At 60.5% G+C, this 21,645-nt stretch carries 25 protein-coding genes; 10 read left to right on the top strand and 15 right to left on the bottom strand.

What is annotated here, in order from left to right; all coding sequences use genetic code 11:
* Positions 1-9 precede the first annotated feature (9 nt).
* Genes flhA through ACR0LW_RS14665 form a run of 4 tightly spaced genes read left to right on the top strand, consistent with a single transcriptional unit; the run spans position 10 to position 4,338 of the window.
* The gene (flhA, locus tag ACR0LW_RS14680) at positions 10-2,097 is read left to right on the top strand and encodes a flagellar biosynthesis protein FlhA (protein ID WP_170624757.1); all 2,088 of its coding nucleotides are present in this window, start codon (positions 10-12) and stop codon (positions 2,095-2,097) included.
* Positions 2,094-2,867, top strand: a complete 774-nt coding sequence (locus ACR0LW_RS14675) for a flagellar biosynthetic protein FliR (RefSeq protein WP_480883074.1) — start codon at positions 2,094-2,096, stop codon at positions 2,865-2,867. Before flhA ends, ACR0LW_RS14675 begins: the two co-directional genes overlap by 4 nt.
* On the top strand, positions 2,864-3,952 hold the full coding sequence (gene flhB / locus ACR0LW_RS14670) for a flagellar type III secretion system protein FlhB (RefSeq protein WP_480883073.1): 1,089 nt from the start codon (positions 2,864-2,866) through the stop codon (positions 3,950-3,952). Before ACR0LW_RS14675 ends, flhB begins: the two co-directional genes overlap by 4 nt.
* The gene (locus tag ACR0LW_RS14665) at positions 3,949-4,338 is read left to right on the top strand and encodes a hypothetical protein (RefSeq protein WP_480883071.1); all 390 of its coding nucleotides are present in this window, start codon (positions 3,949-3,951) and stop codon (positions 4,336-4,338) included. The genes flhB and ACR0LW_RS14665 overlap by 4 nt, the downstream gene beginning before the upstream one ends.
* 39 nt (positions 4,339-4,377) lie before the next feature.
* On the opposite strand, the gene ACR0LW_RS14660 is transcribed toward ACR0LW_RS14665, so the two are convergent.
* The 9 genes from ACR0LW_RS14660 to ACR0LW_RS14620 are packed head-to-tail and all read right to left on the bottom strand — an operon-like array spanning position 4,378 to position 8,922.
* On the bottom strand, positions 4,378-4,884 hold the full coding sequence (locus ACR0LW_RS14660; RefSeq protein ID WP_480585948.1) for a flagellar basal body-associated protein FliL: 507 nt from the start codon (positions 4,882-4,884) through the stop codon (positions 4,378-4,380).
* 9 nt (positions 4,885-4,893) lie between these two features.
* On the bottom strand, positions 4,894-5,625 hold the full coding sequence (gene flgH, locus ACR0LW_RS14655; protein WP_480883070.1) for a flagellar basal body L-ring protein FlgH: 732 nt from the start codon (positions 5,623-5,625) through the stop codon (positions 4,894-4,896).
* Positions 5,625-6,041, bottom strand: a complete 417-nt coding sequence (gene flgA / locus ACR0LW_RS14650; protein WP_480883069.1) for a flagellar basal body P-ring formation chaperone FlgA — start codon at positions 6,039-6,041, stop codon at positions 5,625-5,627. Before flgA ends, flgH begins: the two co-directional genes overlap by 1 nt.
* Entirely contained in the window at positions 6,041-6,826 is a 786-nt protein-coding gene (gene flgG, locus ACR0LW_RS14645) for a flagellar basal-body rod protein FlgG (protein WP_170455824.1), read from the bottom strand. Before flgG ends, flgA begins: the two co-directional genes overlap by 1 nt.
* A gap of 21 nt (positions 6,827-6,847) precedes the next feature.
* Positions 6,848-7,558, bottom strand: coding sequence for a flagellar hook-basal body complex protein (locus ACR0LW_RS14640; RefSeq protein WP_480883068.1), 711 nt, complete (start codon positions 7,556-7,558; stop codon positions 6,848-6,850).
* Complete coding sequence (locus ACR0LW_RS14635) at positions 7,558-7,830, bottom strand: flagellar biosynthetic protein FliQ (protein ID WP_170455828.1); 273 nt, start codon at positions 7,828-7,830, stop codon at positions 7,558-7,560. The genes ACR0LW_RS14640 and ACR0LW_RS14635 overlap by 1 nt, the downstream gene beginning before the upstream one ends.
* Positions 7,831-7,833: 3 nt before the next feature.
* The gene (fliE, locus tag ACR0LW_RS14630; RefSeq protein WP_480883067.1) at positions 7,834-8,124 is read right to left on the bottom strand and encodes a flagellar hook-basal body complex protein FliE; all 291 of its coding nucleotides are present in this window, start codon (positions 8,122-8,124) and stop codon (positions 7,834-7,836) included.
* A gap of 12 nt (positions 8,125-8,136) precedes the next feature.
* Positions 8,137-8,523, bottom strand: a complete 387-nt coding sequence (flgC, locus tag ACR0LW_RS14625; protein WP_480883066.1) for a flagellar basal body rod protein FlgC — start codon at positions 8,521-8,523, stop codon at positions 8,137-8,139.
* 12 nt (positions 8,524-8,535) lie between these two features.
* Positions 8,536-8,922, bottom strand: coding sequence for a FlgB family protein (locus tag ACR0LW_RS14620; protein WP_480883065.1), 387 nt, complete (start codon positions 8,920-8,922; stop codon positions 8,536-8,538).
* A gap of 87 nt (positions 8,923-9,009) precedes the next feature.
* Here ACR0LW_RS14620 and ACR0LW_RS14615 point away from each other — a divergent pair, with 87 nt between their 5' ends.
* From ACR0LW_RS14615 to ACR0LW_RS14590, 6 genes are all read left to right on the top strand, one after another.
* Positions 9,010-10,347, top strand: coding sequence for a FliI/YscN family ATPase (locus ACR0LW_RS14615; protein WP_480585932.1), 1,338 nt, complete (start codon positions 9,010-9,012; stop codon positions 10,345-10,347).
* A gap of 86 nt (positions 10,348-10,433) precedes the next feature.
* Positions 10,434-11,273, top strand: a complete 840-nt coding sequence (locus tag ACR0LW_RS14610) for a flagellar motor protein MotB (protein ID WP_480585929.1) — start codon at positions 10,434-10,436, stop codon at positions 11,271-11,273.
* Between the two features lie 90 nt (positions 11,274-11,363).
* On the top strand, positions 11,364-12,659 hold the full coding sequence (locus ACR0LW_RS14605; RefSeq protein ID WP_480883064.1) for a flagellar hook protein FlgE: 1,296 nt from the start codon (positions 11,364-11,366) through the stop codon (positions 12,657-12,659).
* A gap of 33 nt (positions 12,660-12,692) precedes the next feature.
* Positions 12,693-14,144: a flagellar hook-associated protein FlgK gene (flgK, locus tag ACR0LW_RS14600; RefSeq protein ID WP_480883063.1), complete on the top strand. Its 1,452-nt coding sequence runs from the start codon at positions 12,693-12,695 to the stop codon at positions 14,142-14,144.
* A 2-nt stretch (positions 14,145-14,146) separates the two neighbouring features.
* A complete protein-coding gene (locus ACR0LW_RS14595; protein ID WP_480883062.1) occupies positions 14,147-15,154 on the top strand; it encodes a flagellin in 1,008 nt (335 codons plus the stop codon).
* The gene (locus tag ACR0LW_RS14590; protein WP_170634505.1) at positions 15,151-16,248 is read left to right on the top strand and encodes a flagellar basal body P-ring protein FlgI; all 1,098 of its coding nucleotides are present in this window, start codon (positions 15,151-15,153) and stop codon (positions 16,246-16,248) included. Before ACR0LW_RS14595 ends, ACR0LW_RS14590 begins: the two co-directional genes overlap by 4 nt.
* Positions 16,249-16,254: 6 nt before the next feature.
* On the opposite strand, the gene ACR0LW_RS14585 is transcribed toward ACR0LW_RS14590, so the two are convergent.
* Genes ACR0LW_RS14585 through ACR0LW_RS14560 form a run of 6 tightly spaced genes read right to left on the bottom strand, consistent with a single transcriptional unit; the run spans position 16,255 to position 21,599 of the window.
* Complete coding sequence (locus tag ACR0LW_RS14585; RefSeq protein ID WP_170524247.1) at positions 16,255-16,899, bottom strand: DUF1523 family protein; 645 nt, start codon at positions 16,897-16,899, stop codon at positions 16,255-16,257.
* Positions 16,900-16,909: 10 nt separating this feature from the next.
* Positions 16,910-17,176, bottom strand: a complete 267-nt coding sequence (locus ACR0LW_RS14580) for a hypothetical protein (protein WP_480883061.1) — start codon at positions 17,174-17,176, stop codon at positions 16,910-16,912.
* Position 17,177: 1 nt separating this feature from the next.
* Positions 17,178-18,515 (bottom strand): DUF6638 family protein, encoded by a 1,338-nt coding sequence (locus tag ACR0LW_RS14575; RefSeq protein WP_480883060.1) that lies wholly within the window; start codon positions 18,513-18,515, stop codon positions 17,178-17,180.
* Complete coding sequence (locus tag ACR0LW_RS14570) at positions 18,515-18,913, bottom strand: PIN-like domain-containing protein (RefSeq protein WP_480883059.1); 399 nt, start codon at positions 18,911-18,913, stop codon at positions 18,515-18,517. The genes ACR0LW_RS14575 and ACR0LW_RS14570 overlap by 1 nt, the downstream gene beginning before the upstream one ends.
* Entirely contained in the window at positions 18,901-19,608 is a 708-nt protein-coding gene (locus tag ACR0LW_RS14565; RefSeq protein WP_170624771.1) for a DUF433 domain-containing protein, read from the bottom strand. The genes ACR0LW_RS14570 and ACR0LW_RS14565 overlap by 13 nt, the downstream gene beginning before the upstream one ends.
* Positions 19,609-19,667: 59 nt before the next feature.
* Positions 19,668-21,599 (bottom strand): AAA family ATPase, encoded by a 1,932-nt coding sequence (locus ACR0LW_RS14560; protein ID WP_480883058.1) that lies wholly within the window; start codon positions 21,597-21,599, stop codon positions 19,668-19,670.
* Between the last annotated feature and the right edge of the window lie 46 nt (positions 21,600-21,645).

The raw sequence follows: 21,645 nt of genomic DNA, 5'->3' as shown, positions 1-21,645 counted from the left end.
GAGCGTTTCGTGCCCAAGATCGACGTCCGATCCCTGTTCTCGCCTACCGTATTGCTGGCGCTGGCACTGATGACCATCATCGTGATGATGATCCTGCCAATGCCCGCCTGGGTGCTGGATGTGGGGCTGGCCGCGTCTTTTGCGCTGGCCATTCTGATCTTTACCCTGACCCTGTTTATCGAGCGTCCGCTGGATTTCTCGTCCTTCCCGACGATCCTGCTTGCGTCGCTGATGTTGCGCCTGTCGCTGAACGTGTCCTCGACGAAGCTGATCATCGGGCAGGGCCATACCGGCCCCAATGCCGCCGGGGATGTGATCGAAGGGTTCGCCAATTTCGTCATGGGCGGCAGTATCTTTCTGGGGCTGGTGGTGTTCGGCGTACTGCTGATCGTGAACTTCATGGTCATCACCAAAGGCGCTGCCCGCATGGCCGAGGTGGGCGCGCGTTTTGCGCTGGACGGGATGCCCGGCAAACAGCTGGCCATCGACAGCGACATGTCCGCCGGGGCCATCGACCACCAGCAGGCCAAGGAACGGCGCGAGCGGGAACAGCAGGAAACCACCTTTTTCGGCTCGCTCGATGGCGCGTCCAAATTCGTCAAGGGCGACGCGATTGCCGGGCTGCTGATCACGCTTTTGAACCTTGTCATGGGTCTGGTGATGGGCGTGATCGTGCACGGCATGCCGGTTGCCTCGGCGTTTGAGACCTATGCCATCCTGACTGTCGGCGATGGACTGGTCTCACAGATTCCAGCCGTGATCATTTCGATTGCCTCGGCGTTGCTATTGGCGCGGGGCGGCACGCAGGGGGCAACCGACAACGCCATCTTCTCGCAACTGGGTAAACACCCCGCCGCGCTGGCAACCGTGGCCGTTCTGATGGTCCTGTTTGCGCTGGTGCCGGGCCTGCCGTTTTTGCCTTTCATTCTGGGGGCCGGCGTTCTGGGCTATGCCGCCTATCACGTCCACCGCACCCAAAAAGCCGCCGCGCTGGAACCCGAAACCCCATCGTCCGAGGTGGATGCACCCGTGTCTCAGGCCATCGGAGACATCCTGGATCTGGACGACGTACATCTGGAGTTTGCGCCCGATCTGGTCAGCATGGTGTTGAACCAGGGCACCGGGCTGGATGCGCGGATTGCCAATATGCGGACCTATGTCGCCTCGACCTTTGGTCTGATCCTGCCCGAGATTCGCCTGACCGACCGCGCCGACCTGCCAACCGGCACATATGTGATCAAGGTTCAGGGGGTAGAACAGGCGCGCGGGGTCCTGAACCCCGATCTGGTTCTGGCGCTGGTGCAGGACGGCTTTGACCTGCTGCCCGACGGCAACGACGTGACCGAGCCTGTCTACGGCGCGCCTGCCCGCTGGATTCTGCCCAAAGATCAGGAGGATGCAGCGCTGAGCGGGGCCACCATCGTCTCGCCGCCCGAGATTCTGGCGACCCATCTGCTGGAGATCATAAAACAGAACTTCCCGCGCCTGCTGACGCTGAAATCCCTGCGCCGTCTGCTGTCCGAGATGACCCGCCTCAGCGATCCGGTCCGGGCGGAGGCCAATCGCAAACTGCTGGACGAATTGATCCCCGATAAGGTCCCGATCGACACGCTGCACGCCGTCCTGCGCCTGCTGCTGGACGAACGCGTCTCGATCAGAAACATGGCCCTGATCCTGGAAACCGTGGCCGAGGCACGGATGACCACCACACAGCCCGAAGGGATTTGCGAGATCGTTCGCCAGAGGCTTGGCTTCCAACTGGTCGCCGAGATGAAGCGAGAGGACGGATCGATCCCGCTGATCCAACTGGCCCCGGAATGGGAGGATACCTTCGCCACCTACCAGATCGATGCCCCCAATGCCGGGCTGGATGTCGCGCTGCCGCCCAACCTGTTCAACAAACTGGCAGATGGCGTCGTGACCAGCGTGGCGAAATCGGCAGATAGCGGGCTGTTCCCGGCCATCGTCACTTCGACCCGCCGCCGCCGGTTGCTGCGCACGATCATGCAGGCGCGGGGCGTGGCCAACCCGGTCCTGTCGTTCGAGGAAATCGGGCTTGAGGCTCGGCCGTCTCTGGTCGGAACGGTTCCGGCGTGATCGCCCTACCCCCGGAATTGCTGAACCAGATCGGCGTCAGCCTGTGGCATCTGTTTGCGGTGTTTCTGCGGGTTTCGGCCTTTGTCTCGCTGCTGCCCGCGTTCGGCGAACGCAGCATCCCGGTGCGCGTCAAACTGGGTCTTTCGATGGCCTTTACCCTGATCATCGCGCCCGCAATTGACGCACCTGAGCTGGCCGCCGGTTTCCCGCAGATGGTCCGGCTGGTGGGGACAGAGGTGCTGATCGGGATGGCCCTCGGCATTGGGTTGCGATTGTTTGTGCTGGCCCTGCAAACCGCTGGGTCCATTGCAGCACAATCGACCTCGCTGTCGCAGCTTCTGGGCGGGGCCGTAATCGATCCGATGCCGGCGATGGGGTACTTTCTGATGCTGGCCGGTCTGACGCTGGCCGTGATCATGGGACTGCACATCCGGGCCGCGCAATTTCTGATCCACAGCTACGCGATGTTCCCGATGGGGATGCTTCCGGCACCATCGGATCTGTCCCACTGGGGGGTGCAACAGATCGCGCACAGCTTCAGCCTGGCTTTTGCGCTGGCCACCCCGTTTGTGATCGCCTCGCTGATCTACAATCTGGCCCTTGGCGTGATCAACCGTGCCATGCCGCAGCTGATGGTGGCCTTTGTCGGCGCCCCTGCCATCACCTTTGCCGGGCTGTTCCTGCTGTTTGCCGGGGCACCGCTGATCCTGTCGGCGTGGTCAGACGCCCTGAACGCCTTCCTTCTCAACCCGACCGGGGGAAGGCCATGAGCGGACCCGACGACGACAGCGACAAATCCTTTGAACCCACCCCGCAAAAGCTGCAAAAAGCGCGCGAAAAGGGAGAGGTGGCTAAGTCCAGCGATCTGTCCGTTGTCGCGGGATATACCGGTCTGGTCATCGCGCTGCTGGCGGCGGGGCAGTACGCAGCCCAACATCTGGGCACGCTGTTTGTTGTGCTGGTTGACCAGTCTGATGCGTTTTCTCAACTGGTCGCGACCGGGCCTGCCTCCGCGCCGGTTGCCGGGTTGCTTCTGGGCTCACTGGTGCCGGTCTCGATGCTTTTTGCACTGCCCGCCGCGGTGGTCTTGCTCAGCCTGATTGCCCAGCGCGCGCTGATCTTTGCACCTACCAAGCTGAAACCCAAGCTCTCGCGCATCTCGCTTGTGTCGAATGCAAAAAACAAATTCGGACGCGGCGGCCTGTTCGAATTTGCCAAGAGTTTTGCCAAGCTGCTGATCTATGGCACCTGCCTGGCCTTGTTCCTGAAGGCCAATCTGACCGAGATCATCTCGGCCAGCGCAGCACCTGCAAAATCGTCGATCCTGTTGATGATGAACCTGCTGTTTCGCTTCCTGTTCATCGTGATCGTCATTGCGCTGGCCATCGGTGTGATCGATTACCTTTGGCAATATGCCGAGCACATGCGCAAGAACCGCATGTCGCGCAAGGAAATCCAGGATGAGACCAAAGATGCCGAGGGCGATCCGCATGTCAAACAACAGCGCCGCCAGCGCGCGCAGGACATTGCAACCAACCAGATGATGTCCGATGTGCCCAAGGCGGATGTGGTGATCGTCAACCCTACCCATTTCGCGGTCGCGCTGAAATGGTCCCGCGCCGCAGGCGCAGCCCCTGTCTGCGTTGCCAAAGGCGTGGATGAGGTGGCGGCGGCCATCCGATCCGCCGCCAGCGAGGCCGGGGTCCCGATCCACTCGGATCCGCCAACTGCCCGCGCGCTGCACGCGACCGTCGAGATCGGTCAGGAAATCGCCGAGGAACACTACCGCCCGGTCGCCGCCGCAATTCGATTTGCCGAGGCGATGCGCAAACGTGCAAAAGGTCAGATCAGATGAACCGGAAAAAACTGTCCGACCTGCAACGCGCCACTGATGCCGTGTTTCAGAAAAACTATCAGACCCTGCGCCCTGTGATCGAGGCCGAAGCCCGCGTGCAGCAGCAGCTTGCGTCGCTGAACTCACAGGTTGCAGAGGTGCGGCGCGACAGTGCCTCGGCCGAAGGGTATCAGGTCACCGGGACGGATATTCTGTGGAACGGGTGGGAATCCGCAACCCGTCGCCAGTTGAACACCGACCTCGCTCGTCTGCGGGCGCAGAAACTAGCCGCGATCGAACAACTCCGGGCAGCGTTCGGACGTCAACAGGCGATCCGTTCGATCTCCGACCAGTATCGACAGGAACATCGGGTGGCTCAGGCCAGGAAACTGTCAAATCAACAGTAGCCCCCAGGCCCAAACGGATCGGGCCGGAGGTTCTTGGGTTCAGGTATCCTGCCGGTTGACGCTCATGATCAGAACTTGGGATACATCCGCACCAAGGTCCTTTTGCGCCACCTCCAGCAGCGCTTTACGCAGGACGGTCAGGGTGTCCGATTCCGTAAAGATGCCGTCAAAACCACCAGTATTGGCGTGATCGAACAGCACCTGCAAAAACCCGTCCCTCAGCTTCGGCTCGATGGCATAGAAGGTTTCGGTGATAGCAGGGTTCGCCTCAAGGCTTAGCGACATCGTCACCATGGCCGAGATCTGATCATCCTTCACCACCGGCACGACAAATTGCTTGGTCAGTTTCAGATACTCAAAGCCACCCGCCTTGTCCCCTTTGTCGGATTTCTTGTCGGCCTTTTGTTCTTTGGCCTCTGTCTTCTTTTCGTCCTTCGCGTCAGACGCAACTGATGGCGGTTTTTCAGGGGTCAGGAATTTCGCAGCACCAATACCGGCACCCAGACCTACCAACAGGAAAACGACAGGCAGCAACAACTTCATCATGTGCGCACCTCAATACGGAAGAATCGAGTCGAGGATCTGCTGGCCAAGGCGCGGCTGCTGGACGTCGGTGATTTGCCCGCGCCCACCGTAAGACACCCGCGCCGAGGCGATCTTGTCATATGTGATCTCATTCTTGCGCGAGATATCCTGCGGGCGGACGTAGCCGGCAACCAAAAGCTCTCGCAATTCGAAGTTCACGCGCAGTTCTTGTGAACCCGAGATCGAAAGAACCCCGTTTGGCAACACGTCCAGCACCGTGGCCGCAACCCGCAAAGTCAGCTTTTCATTACGCCGCACCGACCCCCGGCCCGAGCTTGAGGAATCCGACTCGATCCCGACTGCATCGTCCAGGGTCGCCCCTTCGGGCAGATGTTCTTCGGCCCGTTGCGGCAGCCCGAACAGGTTGGGGATCTCAAGGCTTTCCGAACCGGAGCGGGACCGGCTGGTGTTGTTGGAAAACTCGGCCTCTTCGTCCAGTTCGATCACAACGGTCAGAATATCGCCTTTCTTGATCGCCCGCTGATCGCCCAGCAGGGATTGCTGCCCACCGCTCCATAGCGAGGATCTGTCGACCACCCGTTGCGTCTGCGTGTGCAGGGGCAGGCCCGGCCAAAGCATCGCCACCTGTTCCGGCGACTCCTCATTCGGGGTGAAGCTTGGCGGTTTGCCCAGATGGTCCAATCGACCGCAGGCGGAAAGCGCAAAGATCGTCAGCAGAAGGGAATTTGACAGGCCAGTCATTATTTTACCTCGATTTGTCCGTCGGGCCGGATCAGGCCGGTGACCGTTGTGCGGGAGGACAGGTTCATGACGCGGATACGCTCACCCACCGCGCCGCGCCCCAGCGCCCGGCCTTCGGTGGAGATCGACAGGGGTTGGCGGTTGAACACCAGAACAACCAGATCATTGCGATCCACAATGGCAGGCGGGCCGACATCCACCGCGCGTACGGGGCGACCGGGATAAAGGGCGACGCGTGCCTCTAGCCCGATCAACGCGCCCGGATCACTGATGGCGCCGGGCAAATCCGTCGCTTTCAGTTCAAGGTCCGCAGCCGAGATCACCTCTTTCGCGCGAATCGTGCGGGTCGGGACCACGATATCCGCCAATGCAGCCAGGGGTGCGCCCATCAGGCAGATCAGAATCACCAACCGCATCACCGCACCTGCGTTGTCGCGCCCATCATCTGATCGACGGCGGTGATAACCTTGGCATTCATCTCATAGCCACGCTGCGCCTCGATCAACTCGGTCACTTCGCGCACGGCATCGACCGAGCTGTCTTCCAGATAGCCTTGTCGCAGCGTACCCAACCCGTCCTCACCGGGCAGGCCCAGGATCGGCGCGCCCGAGGCTTCGGTTTCGCGGAACAGATTGCTGCCAATGGCCTCAAGCCCCTTGGCATTCGAGAAACTGGCCAGTGAGAATTCACCCAGCAATTGCCCTTCGGGCGTGTCGTCAAAATAGGCATAAACCTCGCCCGAGGCGTTGATCGAGATTGACCGGGCATCATCCGGGATCGTGATCTCTGGGGCCACGGCAAAGCCGTCCGAGGTCACGATCAGACCCTCAGCCGAGCGTTTCAGGCTGCCATCCCGCGTATAGGCGGACTGACCGTTGGGCAGCGCCACCTCCAGATAACCACGGCCTTCGATGGCCACGTCCAGATCACTGCCCGTGGCCGACAGCGCACCCTGTGCCAGTTGCACCGTGACGGCGGCAGGTCGGACGCCAAGGCCCAGTTGGATACCGGTCGGCAATACAGTTCCGTCCGATGCGTTGACCGCGCCCGCGCGGGCCATCTGTTGGTAGTGCAGATCGGCAAACTCCGCACGGCGGGCGTTGTAACCGGTGGTGTTCATGTTCGCGAGGTTGTTCGAGATCGTCTCAACCCGCATCTGCTGTGCGGTCATGCCAGTGGCTGCGATTTTCAAAGCACGCATTTCAAAATCTCCTTGGTTAGATCAGCGCATCAGCGCGTCGACGGCCCCGCGTACGCGCTCATCCTCGGTTTCCAGAAAGCTTTGTCCCAGCTCATAGGCGCGCTGGATTTCGACCAGACGCGCGACCTGCTGGATTGCATTGACGTTCGAGCCCTCGAGGAACCGATGCACGACCACGGGTTCATCGACGGCGTCGATCCCACCATCGGCACGGAACCACGTGTTGCCTTCGCGGACCAGAGTCTCGGGGTCGTCCACCTGATAGACACCGATCTGGCCCAGAAGCCGCCCCTCGACACTCAGCGTGCCATCAGCACCGACGTCGATCGAGGCCGCATCGGGCGGGATGAAAACGGGTGAGCCGTTGCTGTCCAGAACACGCGCGCCGTCCATCGCCACCAGATCACCCTGCGCGTTTGGCGTAAAACTGCCCGCCCGCGTCAGACGATTGCCCTCGGGGGTTTCGACCATGAAGAACCCCTCGCCTTCGATGGCGAAATCGAACTGCCCGCCAGTCTCGGTCAGAACGCCCTGATGCAGGGACGTATTGCGCGCCTCGGCCCGGCTCATCGACAGGGACGGATTGCCCGGCATGTCGCGCACGAATTCCGAGAACACCAACCCTTGTGCGCGGTAGCCGGTGGTGTTGGCATTGGCGATGTTGTTCGCCACCAGCCGCATTTCGTTCATCAGCCCGGATTGACGGGACAGGGTGACATAGGCGGTATCCATCAGCGACCTCCTGCGATCAGCGGAACCAGAGTTCCCGTGAAAAACGTGACAAGCGTCTGGGTCATGAAGCCCATGGAAATCCAGAACACGACGACAATGGCGATCAGTTTGGGAACGAAGGTCAGCGTCATCTCCTGCACCGAGGTCAGTGCCTGGAACAGGCCGACGATCAGACCGGACACCAGCGCCACGGCCAGAATCGGGACCGAGGTGATCACCGCGACCCACAGCGCCTGACGCACGATGTCGTAGAACAGACCTTCGCTCAGCATCGTTCAGACCGGCATCCGCAGGATTTCCTGATAGGCTTCGACCACCTTGTTGCGCACGATAACGGCGGTTTCGACGGCCAGTTCGGTCTGCGCCAGAGCCTGCACCAAGGCATGCGGATCGGCCTGTCCGGTCATCTCAGCCTGAGACATCTGCTCGCTGTGTTTCAGCGTTGCCGCAAAGTCCTGAAACGTCGCGCGCATTCCCTGCGCCATGCCGGCATGATCCGGGTCGGCCTGCGTTGCGGGGCGCGCGCCGGCATAGTTCTGTGCGGCGGTAAGTGATCGGATATCCATTCTGGCGTTCCTTTATTTCCGGAGTAGTTCCATCAGCGACGACGACATTTTGCGCGTCTGGTCGAACATCTTGAGATTGGCCTCGTAACTGCGCTGCGCCTCGCGCGCGTCGGCGATCTCGATCATCAGATCGACATTCGAGCCCAGATAATGACCGCTTTCATCCGCCATCGGATGGCTGGGGTCGTGAACGCGCTGCAGATCGCGGCGATCCAGTTGCACGCGCCCGGCCTGCACCATTGCCTTGCCGTCCCTCTGCACCGTTTCGAACGGAACGGTCTTGCGCCGGTAGCCGGGCGTGTCCGCGTTCGAGATATTCTCGGACACATGACGCAGCCGGGCCGCCTGCGCGCGCAGGGCACTGGCCGACGCGCTAAGGGAGTGGGAAAAATCGCTCATATCACCCTCCGCTTATCCGCGACCCAGACTGGTGCGCAGAATGCCCATCGAGGATTTGTAGATCGTCAGCGCCCGGTCATGTTGCCGTTTGACGTCAACTGCTTTCAGCATTTCCTCTTCCAGCGACACACCGTTGCCGTTGGGATCACCTTTCGGCTCGGCAGTGTATTCGGCCCAGTTTTGCCCGGACATGCCGCCGTTCAGATGGCCCTGCCGAGTGGCCGTCATTTCGGCCCTGGGCCCGGTGTTTTCGAATGCTGTTTGAAAGGCTTCGATATCGCGCGGCTGATAGCCCGGCGTATCTGCGTTGGCCATGTTGCGCGCGATGACGGCCTGCCGTTGCCCGGCATGGGTTGCCATTGCGTACGCTGTCTTAAAGACGTTCAGGTCATAGAACATCGGGGCTTCTCCCTCGATCAATTTCAATCAAGGCTTAACCCCGATTCCTTTAGAAACAGTTTTCAGAACTCAGTTGGAGAACCCACGATGTCAGATCTCGACCCGATGCTTCTGAAATGCGAATTCGACCGGATGGCCGCGACCCGACATGTCGGGCTGGCGTCCGGCGTCGCGCAAGGCGTCATAGAAATCAACGGTTTGACCCAGCAGGCGCGAATCGGGGATCTGCTGACGCTGAAACGCCGCTCGGGCCCCGATCTGACGGGTGAGGTGCTGCATGTGGGCGCCGATCATATTCACATGATGCCCGGCGGCGCGCCGGATGGGGTCAGCCTTGGGGACCGAGTGATTCTGAACCCCTCACCCGGATTTGCGCCGGGGATGCATTGGCTGGGGCGGGTGATCGACCCGTTTGGTGCCCCGCTGGATGGCAAACCGCTGCTGGGCGGAACGCAGGAGAGGGACATCGTGCAAGCCCCGCCCCCGGCCGTAAATCGCAAGCCGCTGGGGGCGCGGATGGCGACCGGTCTGGCGGCGCTCAACACCATGCTGCCGATTGTGCGTGGGCAGCGGGTTGGGCTGTTCGCAGGCTCTGGCGTCGGGAAATCCACCCTGCTGGCCACGCTGGCGCGGTCGATGCAGGCTGACGTGGTCGTCGTGGCACTGGTGGGTGAGCGCGGGCGCGAAGTGAATGAGTTTGTCACCCATGCCCTAGGGTCCGAGGCCATGAAACGCGCCGTCGTTGTGGCGGCCACTTCGGACCAATCCGCCTTGGCGCGACGGCGTTGCGCTTGGTCGGCCATGGCCGTGGCCGAATACATGCGCGATCAGGGTCTGAACGTCCTGTTTCTGGCCGATTCCGTCACCCGCTTTGCCGAGGCGCATCGGGAAATTGCCGTTGCGATGGGTGAGGCCCCCTCGCTGCGCGGCTTCCCACCATCGGTCACGCCGCTGATTTCAAAGCTGTGCGAACGCGCCGGACCGGGCACGCATGAACAGGGCGACATTACTGCGGTGTTCAGCGTTCTGGTCGCCGGATCGGATATGGACGAACCCATTGCCGACATCCTGCGCGGCGTGCTGGACGGCCATATCGTGCTGAGCCGCGAGATCGCCGAACGCGGCCGCTTTCCCGCGATTGATCTCAGCCGGTCGGTCTCGCGCAGTCTGCCGGCGGCGGCGACCGAGGCCGAGAATCAGATGATCGCCGAGGCCCGGAAACTGGTCGGCAGCTATGAGCAATCCGAGGTGATGATCAAAGCCGGGCTTTATACAGAAGGCTCTGATCCCCTGCTGGATCAGGCGGTCCGGGTGCATGACGATCTGGATGGTTTCTTTGGCAAAACCGATCCGGACGGGATTGAAAACAGCTTCAACCGCCTGTCCCTGATCCTGCGCCGCGCGTCTGCTGGACTGCCGCGGTAAGTGAACTCTGAACAGTTTTAAGTGTTAAGCCCACCTTAAGACCTGCGCTGCTACCCCTGAGCTTGGGTGATAAAAAGGTGGTGGAGATGGGTGCGCAGACCAATGCGGCGCCAATCATCATCAAGAAGAAGCGTGTGTCAGGTGGCGATGGCCATCACGGTGGCGCGTGGAAGGTCGCGTATGCGGACTTTGTCACGGCCATGATGGCCTTCTTCATGTTGATGTGGCTGCTGAACGCAACGACCGAAACGCAACGCAAGGGGCTGGCGGATTACTTCTCGCCGACGATCCCGATCAGCCCCGATTCCGGCGGCGGTGACGGGGCCTTTGGCGGCGACAGCATGTTTTCGGAAAACACTCTGGTCTCGGACGGCAAGGGTGCGACCAACCGCTTTCCGACCGAAGCGCACAAGGCGCGCGGGACCACCGGCCTGGACGCGGATGGCGGCGGCAAAGGGGCGCAGCAGGATTTCTCGACGCTCGAGGCGCAGTTGCTGGGGCGTACCGGAGAAAGCGCGGTGTCGGACAAGCTGCTCAAGCACATTGTCACCCGCGTCACCGACGAAGGCCTGATTGTCGAGTTGTTCGATACCGAGGATCAGCCGCTGTTCGAATCGGGCTCGGATACACCGACGCCGATCCTGCGGGCTTTGAGTTTGCTCATCGCACGCGCCTCGGATCTGGTTACGAATTCCGTTGCCGTGGAGGGTCATGTCGGCGCTTCGCCCGTCGTGCTGGCGCGTAATCCTGCCTGGGATCTGTCGACCTCGCGCGCGCAGGCGGTGCGTCAGATGCTGCAGGACAAAGGCGTTGTGGCACAGCGACTTGATCGGGTCACGGGACATGCCGATCGCAAGCTGCACAGTGACAACCCGATGGCCCCGCGCAACAACCGGATCGAGGTGATCTTTCTGCGCGCCCCCTAAAGGTAGGGCGCATTTTACCTGTTAGCGCGCTGTTAAGGGGCAGTGCGTTAGCTGTTGCATCAACGATTGACGCAACAGAAGGGCGTGCCGATGACAATTTCCTCTTCGCTGAATGCCGGTGTGGCGGCGCTGAGGGCCAATGCCAACAGGCTGGCCACCATATCCGACAATATCGCGAACTCTTCGACCTTCGGCTACAAACGGGTCGAGACGGATTTTCATTCGATGGTTACGTCCGGTCAGGGCGGCAGCTATTCCGCCGGTGGCGTCAGGACCACCAGCCAACGGCTGATCGATCAGCGCGGCTCGCTGGTGACGACCAACAATTCGACCGATCTGGCGGTACGGGGGCGGGGAATGATCCCTGTGCACCCAAGTTCGCAGATCGCGGGCGGATCGAACGAGATGCTGCTGACCACAACCGGGTCGTTCCGCACCAATGACGAAGGATATCTTGTGACCGAAAGCGGCCTGGTGCTGCTGGGCTGGCGCGCGAATCCCGATGGGTCGATTCCAGCCGTGCCGCGCGACACCCCCGCCGCGCTGGAGCCCGTGCAGCTGAGCGTCAATCAGCTGTCCGGCGCACCCACAACGCAGATGAACCTACGCATGAACCTGCCTGCAACAGCGACCGATGCGGGCGCGCCCGGTGACGTGCAGCCCTTGTCGGTCGAATATTTCGACAATCTGGGCAAATCCGAAAGTGTCGATATTGAGCTGGTGCCGACGGTACCGGCCACCGGGTCCAGCAGTGAATGGACGATGGTCCTGCGCGATTCGGCCTCGGGTGGCGCGGTGATCGGAGAGTACACGCTGACCTTCACCGACAGCCGCACCGCCGGGGGAACCCTCGCCAGCGTGACGACCGTTTCGGGCGGGGCCTATGATCCGACTACGGGCAGCGTCGTGGTCAATGTCGCAGGTGGCCCGATGGAGGTGAATATCGGCCAGATCGGCGACGCTGATGGTATTACGCAGCTGTCTGATACCTTCGCGCCTGTTTCGATCACACGCGATGGCTCGGCCGTGGGCACGATGACCAGTGTCGAGGTGGATGAGAACGGTTATGTCTTTGCGTTCTACGATACGGGTGTCAGCCGCCGGATGTTCCAGATCCCGCTGGCGGACGTTCCAAATCCCAATGGCCTGACCGCGCTGGACAGCCAAACCTATGCCCCATCGCGCGACAGCGGCACGTTCTTCCTTTGGAACGCGGGCGAAGGCCCGACCGGCAACCTGATTTCCTTCGCGCGCGAGGAATCCACCACCGACGTCGCAACCGAACTGACATCGCTGATCCAGACGCAGCGCGCCTATTCCTCGGGCGCGACCGTGATCCAGACGGTGGATGAGATGTTGCAGGAAACCACGAATATCAAACGGTAATCCGGGTTTCGGTGACGGGAAAGGTATGGCCTCATGAATATGTCGACAGCTTTGAACAATGCCTTGGGCGGGCTGACCGCAGCCAGTCGAGGGGCTGCCGTTGTGTCCGGCAATATCGCCAATGCGCTGACGCCCGGCTATGCACGCCGGTCTCTGGAACTGACCACCAGTCCGATCTCGGGCCATGGCGTGCGCGCCGCCGGTGTGATCCGTCACGAGAACCCCGTTCTGACCGCTAACCGACGCGCCACGGACGCCGATCTGTCGCAGCAAACGGCGCTTGCGGCGTTCCATACTCAGTTCGAACGCCTTGTGGGAACACCGGATGAGGCAACATCGCTGGCCACCCGTTTGTCTGCCTTTGACAGCAGCCTGATAACGGCGGCCAGCCTGCCGGACTCGGCGCAGCGTCTGGATCAGGCCGCCCGTGCCGGGGATGATCTGGCGCGCGAGCTCAATAGGGCCTCGGAAGGGGTGCGTCAGGCGCGATCGGATGCGGATCGCAGGATTGGCGCTCAGATCGACAGCCTGAACCAGACGCTGCAGGACATCGAAGAGCTGAACGCCAAGATCCCCGCCATTCGCTATTCGGGTGGCGACATTGGCGCGTTGCTGGACCAGCGACAGGTGCTGATTGATCAGGTCAACGATCTGATCCCGGTGAACGTGATCCCGCGCGACAACGATCAGGTCTCGCTCTATTCCGATGGCGGGCTGATCCTGCTGGAAGGCAAGGCGGCAGAGTTCGCCTTTACCACCACGGGCGAGACAAAACCGCATATGACCGTGGCAAACGGGCTGCTCTCGGGGCTGGAAATGAACGGCAACCCGGTGCGCACAGGCGGTGACGCGGCGCAGATACGGGGCGGGGCCCTGGCGGCACAGTTTGCCATTCGGGATGATCTGGCCGTTGAGGCGCAGCTACAGCTGGACACCGTCGCGCGCGACCTGATCGAACGGTATGAAACGCCGGGGCTGGACCCAACCGCAGCCGCAACCGATCCGGGCCTGTTCACCGACGATGGAAACCGGTTCGATGCAACGATGGTGACAGGGCTGGCCTCTCGCATATCATTGAACGCAATCGTGGACCCGGATGCAGGCGGCGACAGTTGGAGGCTGCGCGCGGGTCTGGGGGCGGCAACACCGGGTAATCCGGGCGATTCATCGCAATTGCAGGCCTTTGGCACCGTGCTGAATGATGCCCGGCCTGTTCCCGGCGCGTTGTTCGGAACCGGCAATATGCGCGCCGCCGAAGTGACCCAAGCACTGCTGTCCGAAGCTGGCGCAAACGCCCATCGCGCCGATCAGCGCCGCGCTTTCGCCAATGGCGCGCAGCAACAGATGGCGCAGATCGAGGCTGAACAAGGTGTTGATACCGATCAGGAACTGCAACGCCTGATGCAGATCGAACAGATCTATTCCGCAAATGCCCGGGTCATCACCGTCGTTGATGAGCTTATGGAAACACTGCTGAGGTTGTGAAAATGAACTTGACCGCTATCGGCGATCTGGCGCGCGGCATGACCCTGCGCACCCGCGCCACCGAGATCAAAACCCAGATCGAAACCCTGTCTTACGAGATGTCGACCGGCAAGGTGCAGGATACCTCGGGGCATCTGGGGGGCGATTATTCCCACCTTCTGGATCTGGATCGCAGCCTGGCCCGGCTGGACGCCTTCAAGATCGCCACGACCGAGGCCGGGCTGTTCACCGATGTCATGCAGCAAAGTCTGAACACGTTTAATACGTCCTTGGCCGAGGTATCCGCCACGCTGCTGGCCTTTGGTACGGCCAATCAGACGGTCACGCACGAACAGGCCTCGGTTCAGGCCCGGAATGAGCTGGACACGATGATGTCGGCCTTGAACACACGGGTTGCCGGGCGCAGCCTGTATGCGGGCAATGCAACCGACGTCTCACCTTTGGCGTCCGCTGAAACCTTGCTGGCCGCGCTGGAAACCGAGCTTTCAGGGCTCACCACCATGACCGATATCCGCACCGCAGCCGAGGATTGGTTCAACGACCCCGCAGGGTTCGATGCCGTGATCTACCAAGGGTCGGGCACGCCCCTCGCCCCAATGCAGATCTCCGAGAATGAGCGGATCACCCTCCCGATCACCGCCACCGATCCAACGTTCAAATCTGCGCTGCGGGATACGGCCCTGGCCGCCCTGGCGTCCGAGGATGCGCTGGCCTGGTCGCCGACCCTGCGCACCAGCATGTTCACGCAGCTGGGAGTCGATCTGGCCAATGCCAAGGACGAAACGGTCAAACTCCGGGCCGAAGTGGGCGCGGCAGAGGCGCGGGTGGAGCAAGCGGCCACGCGCAACGCCTCGGCGCGCGTCAGTCTGGAATACAGCCGCAACGCACTGATCGAGGCAGACCCGTATGAAACGGCAGCACAGTTGCAAACCGTGCAGTTCCAACTGGAAAGCCTCTATTCGGTTACTGTGCGCAACGCCAACCTGTCACTGGTGAACTTCCTGAGATGAGAGTTCTTGTTTTCCTTCTGATCCTGCTTCTGCCGGGCTTCGCCTCTGCCGGGGCAATCCGCCTGAAGGACCTGGTGGATTTCGACGGTGTGCGCGGCAACGATCTGGTTGGCTACGGTCTGGTTGTTGGTCTGAATGGCACCGGGGACGGCCTGCGAAACTCGCCCTTCACCGAAGAGATCATGTCGAACATCCTTGAACGGCTGGGCGTGAATGTCACGGGTGAGGATTTTCGGCCCAAGAATGTGGCCGCTGTGCTGGTGACCGCCAGCCTACCGCCCTTTGCCCGCGTCGGGGGGCAGATTGATGTCACCGTTTCCGCGATTGGCGATTCCAACAGTCTTTTGGGCGGCACCCTGATCATGACCCCTCTGAACGCGGCGGATGGTCAGATTTACGCCGTGGCACAGGGCACGGTGCTGGCAGGCGGCGCCGTGGCGGAAGGCGATGCGGCATCTGTCGTGCAAGGGGTTCCAACCTCCGGCGTGATCCCATCGGGCGCACGGGTCGAGCGTGAGATTGACTTTGACCTTTCAACCCTGACCCAGATGCGCCTTGCCCTGCGTGAGCCGGATTTCACCACCGCCGGACGGATCGAGGCCGCCATCAACACGGAATTCAATCGCGCCGTGGCAATCATGCGCGACTCGGGGACGGTCGAGTTGAACATTGCGGCGACGCAATCTGTCTCAACCGCGCATGCCCTTGGTCGGATCGAAAACATCCTTGTCGAACCGGAAACCAAGGCGCGGGTTGTTGTCGATCAACGGTCCGGCACGATTGTCATGGGGCAGGAGGTTCGCATTTCGCGCGTGGCGGTGTCGCAGGGTAACCTGACCCTGACGGTCGAAGAGGCACCGATTGCCGTGCAACCCAACCCCTTCGCCCGAGGTGAAACTGTCGTGGTCCCGCGTACCGTTGCTGGCATCGAAGAAGAAGAGGGCACCGGTCTGGCCGAGATACCCGAAGCCACCACATTGTCCGAGGTCGTGGCCGGGCTGAACGCCCTTGGCGTCTCGCCCCGCGACATGATCGACATTCTGAAAACGATCAAGGCCGCCGGGGCGCTTCATGCCGAATTCATAGTACGCTGAGGTGGCCTATTTCGATTTCCAGCTGTCCAGCCAGCGGCGGAAGCCGTTGCGCCTTTCCTCGATCGCATCACCAGCGGCATAGAGGCTGTCCTCGACATTTTCCATCATCGGGTCGATGCGACGCTGGCGGAACCTGCGCCAGCGTACCCAGATCGCCCAGAGGAGGGCGAAGAAGACGGTCAGGAAAATGATGTTGAACCATGGGATCAGGCGCACATCCGGCCCGTCCACATGCTTGATGGAGACCGCATTGGGAAAGATCGACATGAACTCGTTCCGCCAACCGTAATGCGTGACCGCCACCCAATCCGGGTCCGCTTTATCAGATATCGCGTCATTCGCCTCGGTATACAGGTTTGCCGTGTCGAACTTGAAATAGGGCGGCCAGCCCCAGCTGGTATCCTCGTTCCGGTAGACAATCGGCTTGCCATTGGCGCGCACGGCCTGAATGAACTGCACATCGCGGTTCGACAGGCTGGTCGATTGATCATCCGGTTCGGACCAGAAGATACGGGTCCAGTCGTTCAGGTCCTGCCGCTCTTCGTATGTGTTCACAATCCGCACGATATCGCGCTGCGGCAGAGAGTATTGCAGGACCACCGCAATCGTGCCCCAGAAGATGATGATCAATGCCCATTTCAAATAGGCCATGCCCTAACCCTCACATATAATTCACAATATAGATCAGCGCGCCGATTGCCACCCAAGGCACGACATAAACGCCCAGGATCAGTTTGCGCCGGAACGAATTATCGTAGACGTGCAGGCCGCGTTCCACAAAGGCCTGTTTGTTGCCGCGCTTGCCCTTTTCGTCCCACCAGCTTTCCAGCTTGCGGCGGCGTGCGTTGCGCGAATAGAGCGACAGCGCAACATAGGCAACCGTCTGGATCACCAGCAGGATCAGAAACAGGCGCATCGCTCCGAACATCTCAGCCCTTCCTCACCGATCCCCAGGGCCCGACCCGCGCGATCACTGCCTCGCTGATCCGATCTTCGCCGGACATATCCGGCTCATGCCCGAACAGGGCCGCGCGGGCCCCGGCCTTGTCCACCTGATACTCGCGCGCGAGGAAGTCGGCAACATAGGCTTTCTTGGCCTCGGGCCACGTCTTATACGTGCTGTAGAACAGCTCTTTATGGCAGATGAACATCTGGCGCGGGTCCAGTGGGGCCAGTTCCGACAATAGCATATTCACAAGGTCCCGGTTTGGCGTATCGGCGGCCCGCAGTGTGTAGAAATAGGCCGGATGGTCCGAGGTGATGCGCGGCCATGGCCCGCCATCCGTCGCCCAGCGCAGCAGTTGCGCCAGACCGTGATACGCCTCGGGCAGGCGATCCGAATGATTGCGCGCCAGACGTCGCATGTCGCTGCGATCCAGCCCGGTCAGATCGACATCGGCATCGGCGGCGGCGGCGATGGTCAGGAAATCCATCTTCTGTTGCAGGATCGCGGCGGCATCTACACTGCGCGCCTTGACGATGGGTTCAACCAGATCGTTATAGTCCAGGAACTTGGCAATCTGGTTTCGTTGCGAAGGGCCAAAGACATATTTGATCGGCAGGTCGTCTGGTTTTTCGCCCATGCAAATCGCCGCCGGGTGGTCCAGATCGGGGAACAGATAGAGCCCACCGAAATGCGCCGTCCAGAAGTTGCGTTGCTCGAACGCAGTATGGCGCAGGTGGACCGGGTTGCGAGTGACGTCGCCGGTTTCCTTGGCCGTTTCGATCATTTTTGCGATCAATACGTCGTCGAACCACGCATCCTCTTCGGTCTTGAACCGTTCGACCATCCCCGCCAGTTGCTGTGCCTTGCGCAAGGTGCCGCCGGCGGTGTCAGCCTCAATCTCGATCTTGCGCAGGTTCAGCAGATCGCGGGGCGTGGTGAGTTTGATGACCGAGTTCACCAGTTCTCCGGCCACCGCATCGGTGGCGGTCAGGGCGAACAACTGCGCCTCGTTCATCTCGATAAACTCGCGCAGGATATCGCGCGAGGTCGAGAATTTGACGTTCAGCAGCGGCGCACGTTTCTGCTCGGTCGTCAGCAGGATGAACTGCCGGTTGACCCCATTGGGGTTGAGATAAAGCTCATCCTCCAGCTCAATCCCCACCTCCGGCGAATAGCCCGAGATATCGACATGGAAATCCGTCAGCGCCGTGGTCTTGCCCGCCAGATGCTGCAGCGCGCGGTTATACCGCTCGACTAAGGCCGGGCTGGAGATGTGGACAAGGTTGCCGAACATCAGGCCTTTTTCGATGAGGCGGATCATTAGTCTATCCCAACTGGCTTAATCGAACCATTCTTTGCCACTTTGAAAATAAATGGTGCTTCGCTGCGGTTAGTCACCTCTATTACCCTCTCGTGAACCTTTATGAAGGAGCAGAGGGTTCGCCAAAGGCCGGAGTTCGCATCAGGGAAATAGAAACATCGAACACCATGTTGTCTCACAGCAGCCATTTCATGTTCGATCAGGTGGAACTTGACATCTTGCGTTAAAACAACCCAGTTTTTCTGCCCGACAATTTCCATCCATTCATCATCTGGCATATCGTGGCGAAAACCCTCGCCTTGATGCCAACGAATGCCAACCGGCGGCCTAAGCTTAGAAAGCGCATTAGGTAACCGCTTGCCAAAATTTCTATCAAAATAAAGAGTTAATTCAGCCATCGTGCAATTCTAGGGTCACTTCCTTCCATGCCTTCGAACAGCAAAGCGTCAACCACTTGAAGTTCCGACAGTGAAAAATCTTCTGCAATCTCGTCTACTTCTTCTCCAGAAGCCCAGCGTGATTTAATGATGCTAGTTTTGACACCGCGAATCTGAGGGGCACCGAATGCAAGCCTTGGATCAATCTCAATTTGCTTGTCCTCACCAGCGACCTTCCAAGCGATGACAGCGCCTTCGTCGTCGTAGTTGAATTCTTTGAAACGAGAAGACAGCATTTCGGTCCAGATGTATTGGCCTTGATGATTTGCTGCGAGGACTTTGTCTGTGAGGACTCGGCCAACAGCGCCTTCTATATCACTCAAGACGTCTGCACCGTCAGTCTTGAAGCGAAGTTGCGCAAATGGATAGTCCAGTCCTGTGGTCTCTTTGAAATACTTCCGTGCTCGCTCTATTTCCGGGAGTTTCACACCCAGTTTTCGCATCTCGGCCACCACGGCAACTTCAATTAGTTGTAGGAACGATAAACCTTCCTTTGCCTTTCTCGAACTCAATACAGACGAGGACTTTGCACCCTTTTTCTTGTGCCACGCAGCCACAGTTTGAGGGGAGATCTTGGCATAAGATGCGGCTTCACCAATCCGGTATGACGGAATGATGAGCCTATCTTTCCACATCTGATGTGTACCAATTCCCATTAATCAAATGCCTTTCATGGCTTAGGTAGTAGTAGTAACCCCAACATTGCAAGGAATCATCACCCCTTCCCCTCCAAGTACCTTCTCTTGGCCTCGTCCATCCGGCCCATCTCACGCACGGCGTTTTCGATGGCGACCTCGTCGCTCTTGTCGGCATAGCGGAATTCGCTGTCGGCGTAGCGGTTGATCTCTTGCATCACCATGTCCACCGTGATCGGCTGGCGCAGGTCCTCGATCATGGCCTTCTTGGTGTCGTAGTCCCGGAACAGGAACAGGTCGGGGTTTTCCATCCACTCGTCGGGCAGTTCGAAATCCATCGCGCGGACCTTGACCGCGTCGGTGATGTTCTTGATCGCGCGACCGGTAAAGCGCTCATCCGCGGCCTGAATCGCCTTAAGGTAGGTGCCCAGCTTGGCGATGGTGTCCATCTGGCCGATCTGACCGGAGACCCGGTCATAGACCTGCAACAGCGCGTCCTCATGCGGGCGGGAGTGGCTTTCGAAACTGGCGGCGACGGCCTTTTTGATCTCCTGCGCGGCATAGGCGTCGTGTTGGCCCAAGGGTATGTCATGGTTGCGGCCCATCAGCAGGTGCAGGATGTCGATGTAGTCCTCGCGTGTTTGCGGCCCGTCCACCAGGAACCGCGCGCCTGCCCGCTGGCGCAGGGCGTCGTCCACATTCTCGGGGTAGTTCGAGAACATGCCAAAGGTGCAGTTGCCGCGCACGACGGTGTTGGCACCCGCAAAGCTTTCCATCAGCACGGCGGTGATTTCCAGTTGCCCGGCTGACGACTGCCGGTCGCCGCGTTTGCCCGCTAACTGGTCGATATCGTCGATGGTGCCGAAACCGATGACCGAGGGGTCTTGAACCGTGTTGATAAAGGCCTTGGCGTTCTGGCCGGACTTGCCCTGATAGCTGTCAATATTGTCGGTGCTCAGGTTCTGGTAGCGGAACGGATAGCCTGCGTTCTGGCAATAGTCGTTGATCAGCCCGGCCATCATCTGGATCAGGGTGGTCTTGCCGGTGCCCGGTTTGCCGTCGCCCATGAAGGTAAAGATGAACCCGCCGAGTTCCGCGAACGGGTTCAGGCGACGGTCGAAGTCATAGGCCATCAGCATTTTGGCCAGCTTCATCGCCTGATACTTGGCGATATGGTTGCCCACCACCTCGTTCGGTTTCTTGAACGTCATGGTCAGGGTGGTGGACTTCGCCTTGGAGGCCGGCTCAAACCCCCGGATGGTCAGATCATCCGCCTCGATATGCCAGGCGGCGTTCTGGAACGGGGCCAGTTGGCCTGCGGATTGGGCGCGCAGGGCGGCCTTATCCATCAACTGCTCGGCATAGGCGCTGGTTGCGGCGATCAGGTGGGCATCGTCGGGGGCGTGCTTGGCCAGCACCTGATCCAGCTCCCACAACGCGCCATGCAGGGCGAGCTGGCCATTGTCGGTCAGAACCTCTTCGATCTCACCGATATCAACGGTGATTTCGCCCAGATGCGAGGACATCAGATAAGCCAGCGCATTGCCGAACACGTGCGACGTAATCAGAGCCTCGGCTGTCAGCAGCTCCGAGAACTCGGTCTTGCGGGCGGCGGGCAAGTCCCCGGCGAGGTTCGCGCGTTTCAGGTCGGCCAGCGGGGTCTGGTCCGCATAGGCCTCGGCCACGGCCAAAGCGATGGCAATCGCCCGCCGGATCGCCTGCTGCGTGGTTGCCTGCGGCGGAGAGACCAGCGTATCGCCATCATCCGAGGCCTCAATCCGTTCGACCAGATGCACGCCATCGGCCCGCACGGTGCGCCGCGTCACCAGTCCCGGCGTCGTGGAGCGAAACCGCCGCCCCGTTGACACGCCCGGAGACCGCTCAACGGCGGCCTCAACCGCCTTGGCAATCCGCGGCGCATGTTCGAACCCGTTCAGCAAGGCAGTCGCTGCCGGATAGTGCTTGCGAATATCCGCCTCGCGTAATTCCATCTGATCTGACGTCAAACTCATTTCAAAACAGCCCTTGCTTCATCTTTTCAAAAATACTCCCGCCGGA

The organism is Ruegeria sp. N4 (genome assembly GCF_056531425.1).
Note: the sequence above shows the minus strand (reverse complement) of the source record. Positions and strands in the feature narration are given on the sequence as shown.

Coding starts and splice junctions, on each gene's coding strand:
- flhB (WP_480883073.1), top strand. CDS start 2,864: ATGAGCGGACCCGACGACGACAGCGACAAATCCTTTGAACCCACCCCG.
- ACR0LW_RS14665 (WP_480883071.1), top strand. CDS start 3,949: ATGAACCGGAAAAAACTGTCCGACCTGCAACGCGCCACTGATGCCGTG.
- ACR0LW_RS14660 (WP_480585948.1), bottom strand. CDS start 4,884: ATGATGAAGTTGTTGCTGCCTGTCGTTTTCCTGTTGGTAGGTCTGGGT.
- flgH (WP_480883070.1), bottom strand. CDS start 5,625: ATGACTGGCCTGTCAAATTCCCTTCTGCTGACGATCTTTGCGCTTTCC.
- flgA (WP_480883069.1), bottom strand. CDS start 6,041: ATGCGGTTGGTGATTCTGATCTGCCTGATGGGCGCACCCCTGGCTGCA.
- flgG (WP_170455824.1), bottom strand. CDS start 6,826: ATGCGTGCTTTGAAAATCGCAGCCACTGGCATGACCGCACAGCAGATG.
- ACR0LW_RS14640 (WP_480883068.1), bottom strand. CDS start 7,558: ATGGATACCGCCTATGTCACCCTGTCCCGTCAATCCGGGCTGATGAAC.
- ACR0LW_RS14635 (WP_170455828.1), bottom strand. CDS start 7,830: ATGCTGAGCGAAGGTCTGTTCTACGACATCGTGCGTCAGGCGCTGTGG.
- fliE (WP_480883067.1), bottom strand. CDS start 8,124: ATGGATATCCGATCACTTACCGCCGCACAGAACTATGCCGGCGCGCGC.
- flgC (WP_480883066.1), bottom strand. CDS start 8,523: ATGAGCGATTTTTCCCACTCCCTTAGCGCGTCGGCCAGTGCCCTGCGC.
- ACR0LW_RS14620 (WP_480883065.1), bottom strand. CDS start 8,922: ATGTTCTATGACCTGAACGTCTTTAAGACAGCGTACGCAATGGCAACC.
- ACR0LW_RS14615 (WP_480585932.1), top strand. CDS start 9,010: ATGTCAGATCTCGACCCGATGCTTCTGAAATGCGAATTCGACCGGATG.
- ACR0LW_RS14610 (WP_480585929.1), top strand. CDS start 10,434: ATGGGTGCGCAGACCAATGCGGCGCCAATCATCATCAAGAAGAAGCGT.
- ACR0LW_RS14605 (WP_480883064.1), top strand. CDS start 11,364: ATGACAATTTCCTCTTCGCTGAATGCCGGTGTGGCGGCGCTGAGGGCC.
- flgK (WP_480883063.1), top strand. CDS start 12,693: ATGAATATGTCGACAGCTTTGAACAATGCCTTGGGCGGGCTGACCGCA.
- ACR0LW_RS14595 (WP_480883062.1), top strand. CDS start 14,147: ATGAACTTGACCGCTATCGGCGATCTGGCGCGCGGCATGACCCTGCGC.
- ACR0LW_RS14590 (WP_170634505.1), top strand. CDS start 15,151: ATGAGAGTTCTTGTTTTCCTTCTGATCCTGCTTCTGCCGGGCTTCGCC.
- ACR0LW_RS14585 (WP_170524247.1), bottom strand. CDS start 16,899: ATGGCCTATTTGAAATGGGCATTGATCATCATCTTCTGGGGCACGATT.
- ACR0LW_RS14580 (WP_480883061.1), bottom strand. CDS start 17,176: ATGTTCGGAGCGATGCGCCTGTTTCTGATCCTGCTGGTGATCCAGACG.
- ACR0LW_RS14575 (WP_480883060.1), bottom strand. CDS start 18,515: ATGATCCGCCTCATCGAAAAAGGCCTGATGTTCGGCAACCTTGTCCAC.
- ACR0LW_RS14570 (WP_480883059.1), bottom strand. CDS start 18,913: ATGGCTGAATTAACTCTTTATTTTGATAGAAATTTTGGCAAGCGGTTA.
- ACR0LW_RS14565 (WP_170624771.1), bottom strand. CDS start 19,608: ATGGGAATTGGTACACATCAGATGTGGAAAGATAGGCTCATCATTCCG.
- ACR0LW_RS14560 (WP_480883058.1), bottom strand. CDS start 21,599: ATGAGTTTGACGTCAGATCAGATGGAATTACGCGAGGCGGATATTCGC.